Origin of the sequence: Dissulfurispira sp. (assembly GCF_036745535.1) — a bacterium.
In the GTDB taxonomy this organism is placed as follows: domain Bacteria; phylum Nitrospirota; class Thermodesulfovibrionia; order Thermodesulfovibrionales; family Dissulfurispiraceae; genus Dissulfurispira.
In genome coordinates this window covers 1-5,633 of sequence record NZ_DAIOFX010000082.1, presented here as the reverse complement: position 1 = coordinate 5,633, position 5,633 = coordinate 1, and the positions used below count along the sequence as shown (strand labels likewise).

Below are 5,633 nucleotides of genomic sequence, written 5' to 3'. Positions count from 1 at the left end.
CCACTCCGTTGACCATACACTCCATTCAAAAATTCAGATGATTACCGGCCTCCTGCACGAAGAGCATGGCATAGTTGAGCTTGAACTCTCAGAGGTTATTTCAGGGGAATATTCCATACCACGTTCACGGAGTTGATGTCATTGGTGATAAAGACAGGATTACAGAGGCATTTTTAAACATATTGGAAAATGCCGTGAACTATAACAAAGACAATGGTATTGTGGAGATTGCAGCAGCAATAAAAAATAACAATGTAAATATTTCGATCAAAGACACAGGCATCGGCATTAAAAAAGACGATTTAGAGAGGATATTTGAGAGGTTCTACAGAACCGACATTTCAAGGAATACAGAAGGCACCGGTCTTGGCCTGAGCATAGCAAAGACTATCATAGAGGCACATGGTGGAATGATTAAAGCGGAAAGCGAATTTGGCAAGGGCAGTTGTTTTACTATTATTTTGCCTCTCTCGTCTGATAATCTGCCCGGCTTGCTGAGTATTTCTGCGGGTACATATATCTTGCCGATATCGTGAAGTGTTCCAGCCACATGAATACTATTTATCTGGCACTGCGAGAGCCCTATTTCCTTTGCAATTGCACACGCCAGTTGTGCTACGCGCTGCTGATGCCCTGCGGTATAAGGGTCTCTGTTCTCGACGGTTATAGCCAGTGCATTCACTGTCCCTTCCATGATTCTCTGCAGTTTTTGAAAACTCTGCTGCAACTCCATATCCGCACGCCTGTGCTCCGTGATATCCTCAAAAACTTCAAGTATGGCTCTCTTCCCGTTAATCTCGATTGCCCTGTGTTTTATCCTCAGACTTCTTCCTCCAAACACGTCGTCTACTTCAGTGGTATTAACCTCCCCTATGCCGGTATTGCTTTTCAACGGACATTCCGCACACTGCTTGCAATTGTCTTTATATACTTCATAGCATTTTTTACCTATGACTCCATTGCCAACCTTTTTTTCGAGTTCCTTGTTTATATAAAGGATATTCAGGCTTTCATCCACAATATCGATATCAAAAGGTATTAGCCTCAGCAGGCTTTCATCAAAGAAATCTATTTTATAAAGCTGATCTTCATACATCGCAATCATTGGCTTATCTTCTCATACTCTCTATAAAGGATATCTTCTTCTTTCCGTATCCTTCCGGTAAGGGTCGCGAAAAGTTTTCCGAAATCCCTGGCGAATTCAATGCCCGAACCTCCGTGCGAGTATTTATCGAAAAACTGTAGGGCAAATTTCGAGATCTCCTCCATATCTCTGGCGAAGATTTCAAGTGTCTGTTTCATGCTGCTGTTAGTTTCGGCAGCCTTTTTCAATACCGGATAGAGGTCTCTGTCCTCCTTTTTTAGATGTGCAAGTAAATTGGCCTTTGCCGATATGAGTATATCCTGACTTTCCTTTTTTTGTGATGCCCAGTTCCTTAACCTTGTTAAGCATATCAACCATTAAGACATGGTCCTTTTTTAATTCTTCGACAAGTTTAGACATTTCGTACCTCCCTGTTCATATGATTTAAAGTCTGTCTAAATCAGAATAACAAAAACCGTTCCGACAAAAAATGATTTAAATCATGTTTATCCAAAATCTTTAATCTGAGGGAATAATTGTGCGGAGGCGTTTAGTATCCTTCCAGCTTGAAATCCGAAAATACAATCCTGTATGTCACGACTGCCGTGAATAAAAAATATAAGACCAACGATATTATGGCAAACCTTCGCTGGACGGAAGGAAGGATTTCCGATAAGCTCTGGATGTTCCTGAACGGCATTACCACGCCGACACCCATGCCCAGAACAGAGCCGCCTAAAATTGTTATATAGAGCAAATAGCCGATGTATCCGTATTCCCTCTGGAGTATACAGAACGGACAGTGGTGCGTCGGCAGCTCATAGAAATAAAGGGAAATGAATGATATGAGCGATATAATCGATATGATGAATGTAACAGCACTTGCCAGAGAAAAAACATATCCGGTTAAATTCGAATTTCGAATTTCGAATTTTTAAGGAAACATATCCCCGATACAAACATGAAGGCCATGCCGAGATAAAACGCTATCTTCATCGGGACGCTCGGAAGCGCAGCGATCTCTGATGTAATGCCCCTTGTATCGGTACTGAAAAGGCTCCCGCAGCATGAGGTAATAACATCCGCCTTAAGCCTCAGGAGATAATTGGACTGAATTATCATCTCGGCTGTTACAAACAGTGCAATGACAAGAAGAAAGACGTATTTCTTCTTTATGAGCGGATAGTCGTATGCCCTGTTGTCTGTATAATTAAGAATAAGCCAGAGCCTGCAAGCAGAAAATTAACAACCTTCAGGATAAGCGTTGGATAGCCATAGTCATTCACATTGAGGGTGCCTGCTGCACACATTGCACCGACAAAGAGCGAGTGTAGATTATCGGCAGTGTATATATACAGGAAAAGGGAGATGAGCTGAAAACCGAGGACATAGGCCAGGATGGTTGAAATGAGATACGTCCTTCTTTCGAGGTTTAACTGCAGTTCGCTGCCGCTTTTAATATCCCATTTTCTTACTATCCGAAGCCCAAAATACGAAGAGTAGAGAATTAGAAAAGTGATAAGGAATGACGACAAAAGAAGTGCGATTATTGCAGGATGGAATATCATTTTATGTCCACCTAAATTGAGCAACTCTAAATTCAAGAATATATAAAATCACTCTACTTAGGTTCATTCTTCTATTATGCCGTCTCTAATATTTGCAACTCTGTCAATAACTTTTGACTCATATACAATTGGATCATGGCTTGCTATAAGGATGGTCTTTCCTTCTCCTTTGAGCCTGCCGATTATATCCATGAACTCATGGGATAGTTTTGTATCGAGATGGGCAGTTGGCTCATCTGCAATTATAACCGATGGGTTGTTAATCAAAGCCCTCGCTATTGCTATTCTCTGTGTCTCGCCTCCCGAGAGCCATTCAACCTTTGATAATGCCTTGTTCGAGATATTAAACATGTCGAGAGTCTCCAACGCCCTTTTCTTTAAAGGATAATATGTCTCACCCATCGGATATGCAGGCAGCATGACATTCTCCAGTGCAGTTATGCCTTTAATGAGATTGAACTGCTGAAAGATAAACCCGAATGTCTTCCGTCTTATTCCTGTGAGGAACCGCTCCGGCAGGCTTGTGACTTCCCTGTCCGCAAGCATAATCCTGCCGGATGTAGGTCTTGTCATGCAGCCGATGATGCTTAAAAGCGTGGTCTTTCCCGAGCCGCTCGGTCCTTTGAACACCGTAACCTTATTTGATTCTATAAAAAGGCTCACACCGTTTATTGCTGCAAACTCATTTGGTTTGCCCATATTAAAGACTTTTGTTATCCTTTTTAGTTCGATCACGATATCCTCATCCCGGTGTCCGGGTCAATGATTGCTGCCCTCCATGAAGGGATAATAGTCGCTACTGTATAAGGGACAACAGTAAGAAAGAATAATGTCGAGACCTGATAGGGGTCAATAAACGGAGTCAGCTTAAACTCTGGATAAAGCACAGACCATCCCTTAAGTACAGGCTCAAAAAGAGAAGATGATGCAAAGAACACATGGAAATACGCAAGGATTATACCCGCAATAAACGATGTTACGGACACCACCGCGCCTTCCCAGAACTTCATGAGTATCACATCCGATGTTTCCCATCCGATTGCCTTTAAAATACCGATCTCCCCTTTTTCCTCTGCGCTCAAACCCGATGCCTTATCCCATGCAAACACGATAAATGCCATCACAGCGCCAGACATGATTACGATTACAATGCCGCCGCGCCAGTTAAAGACAGTGTCATATGTCCTCAATATCTCGTTTTTAGTGATGACCCTTGTATCTGGATATATCTCCGTTATCTTCCTCGTGATGGTATTTACTTCTCTCTGGTTTCTAACTTTGACAGTCAAATCCGTAGCATATTCCTTTGATATTCCGAAGAGCCTTCTGAAATCCTTCTCCGAAATCAATATAAGGTCGGATGATACAAGTTCCGATTCTGAAGAGAGCACATTTCTTATCTTGAAATTAACCAGAGCGCCGTCATATGCCATAAACAACATTATGTCTCCTTCATAGGCAAGGCGGCTCCTCGAAATGCCTTTGCCGATGGCAATATCTCCCTGTCCGTATTGAAAGTCATCGGGAACAATCAAGGTATAATTTGCACCGGCTATGGGGTCGAAATAATATCCCCAGAGCCTTCCCTTTATCAAACCTATACCCCTTATGCCTTTAATCTTATCGATATATCTGATTGGGATCAGGTCATGTCTTCCTGCAACAACCCTCTGCACCGTCATCTCCGGTGCATCCTCCAAAATAATGGATGCCTCTTTTTTATTGCATGGGTAAAAAACATAACGGATGATAGAACGAATACTATGAGGGTATAAACGAGGAACAGGGCAATATTCTTCCCCTTCCTCCTTAAAAGGGAAGACAGGGTGAAGTCTATTAAATTCCTATGTTTATCGATCCATTTCATAGTTTTTACTTATTCTAATGTTAAATGTTAAAAATATCCTATACAATCGCCTTACTTCTCCCCCCTCACTTGTATATTTTTATATATATGATATATATGATCAGAAGGCATGACAATAGAGCCTGACGGGAAATGTTCAAAAGATAACGGGCTGCCCTGAAAAGGTGTGTTTAAATCGGCCTGGGATAAATGCCTCGTATGGAAGCCTTTTGCCCTGTGCGAAATTGACCTTTTCCTCAACAACCTTCTTTTTCTTTGAAACAGCATTGTAATCGGGTCTCAGAGAGAATGCCCTGTTAACGGCTTCTTCAAGGGCAGGATATTTGTCTGCCGGCGAATTTTCATGGACAAGGGATATTTTTCTGTTAATGTCCTCTATTCCCATAAGCGTCTTTAAAAGCTCATATGAACTCTCGATGCTGTTCCTTACAACAATGGCATTCTGTTTTGCATGGGCAAGTTCTACCTCTGTCTTTAATAACTCGACCCTCGGTACAGTGTCTGTCTGAAGGAAAAGCTCCACATTCTTTTTATGGGCCTCGAGCTGCTTTACCGATGCCTCGTTTGCATCGAGGAGCTTCTCGAGTTGATATATCTTGAAATAGACATTTGTGAGGTTATAGATGAAGTCCTGTTTGCTCATACGGAACATATCTTCTGCGATGGATTTTTTGATCTCTGTAATTGTTACTCCGGCATCAAGCCTTCCTCCTCTGTATAAGGGCAGTATAAAAGAAACTCCAAAATCGTATATATTGCTGTCGAACTCAGGGAAACCGGAGCCCTTAAGGGGCGAGCCTGAAATGGGAGTTATTGGTGAGGCATAACGGTACCTTGTTGCCCCGCTGTTGAAATCCAGACGCGGCATTTTGTTTGCCTTTGCCTCGCTGATCCCATAAGTTCCGATTTCAACATCCTTGCTTGACTGTATAATCCTGGGATTATTCTTGACGGCAAATTCGATAGCGTCTGAAAGGGTATAGGATGTTTTATTCATCTCTGCATACGCTGTGCTTGACACAAATAACAGTGATATAAAAATCAACAGCTTCTTCATTGCAACCTCCTCTTCTAACGAAGTTTGTCAAACATATACTTACAATCTGTTAAAGTT

The 5,633-nt window shown here is 42.0% G+C and carries 8 protein-coding genes and 1 pseudogene; 1 reads left to right on the top strand and 8 read right to left on the bottom strand.

Annotated features, from left to right (window positions below):
• Positions 1-194: 194 nt before the first annotated feature.
• Positions 195-413, top strand: a pseudogene (locus tag V7L97_RS13090) (ATP-binding protein); the annotation flags it as partial.
• Here the strand turns inward: V7L97_RS13090 and V7L97_RS13085 are convergent.
• The 8 genes from V7L97_RS13085 to V7L97_RS10555 form a co-directional block, all read right to left on the bottom strand.
• Entirely contained in the window at positions 326-694 is a 369-nt protein-coding gene (locus tag V7L97_RS13085) for an HD-GYP domain-containing protein (RefSeq protein WP_442891820.1), read from the bottom strand. The pseudogene V7L97_RS13090 and the gene V7L97_RS13085 overlap by 88 nt on opposite strands.
• 407 nt (positions 695-1,101) lie before the next feature.
• Positions 1,102-1,458 (bottom strand): hemerythrin domain-containing protein, encoded by a 357-nt coding sequence (locus tag V7L97_RS10585; RefSeq protein ID WP_333655798.1) that lies wholly within the window; start codon positions 1,456-1,458, stop codon positions 1,102-1,104.
• A 176-nt stretch (positions 1,459-1,634) separates the two neighbouring features.
• Complete coding sequence (locus V7L97_RS10580) at positions 1,635-1,841, bottom strand: hypothetical protein (protein WP_333655797.1); 207 nt, start codon at positions 1,839-1,841, stop codon at positions 1,635-1,637.
• A 149-nt stretch (positions 1,842-1,990) separates the two neighbouring features.
• On the bottom strand, positions 1,991-2,206 hold the full coding sequence (locus V7L97_RS10575; RefSeq protein ID WP_333655795.1) for a hypothetical protein: 216 nt from the start codon (positions 2,204-2,206) through the stop codon (positions 1,991-1,993).
• 50 nt (positions 2,207-2,256) lie between these two features.
• Positions 2,257-2,652, bottom strand: a complete 396-nt coding sequence (locus tag V7L97_RS10570) for a hypothetical protein (protein WP_333655794.1) — start codon at positions 2,650-2,652, stop codon at positions 2,257-2,259.
• 63 nt (positions 2,653-2,715) lie between these two features.
• Positions 2,716-3,387 carry an ABC transporter ATP-binding protein gene (locus V7L97_RS10565; RefSeq protein WP_333655792.1) on the bottom strand — a complete coding sequence of 224 codons (672 nt, stop codon included), beginning with the start codon at positions 3,385-3,387 and terminating at the stop codon, positions 2,716-2,718.
• Positions 3,384-4,334, bottom strand: coding sequence for an ABC transporter permease (locus tag V7L97_RS10560; RefSeq protein WP_333655790.1), 951 nt, complete (start codon positions 4,332-4,334; stop codon positions 3,384-3,386). The genes V7L97_RS10565 and V7L97_RS10560 overlap by 4 nt, the downstream gene beginning before the upstream one ends.
• 321 nt (positions 4,335-4,655) lie before the next feature.
• Positions 4,656-5,576, bottom strand: a complete 921-nt coding sequence (locus V7L97_RS10555; RefSeq protein WP_333655788.1) for a TolC family protein — start codon at positions 5,574-5,576, stop codon at positions 4,656-4,658.
• Positions 5,577-5,633: the final 57 nt, after the last annotated feature.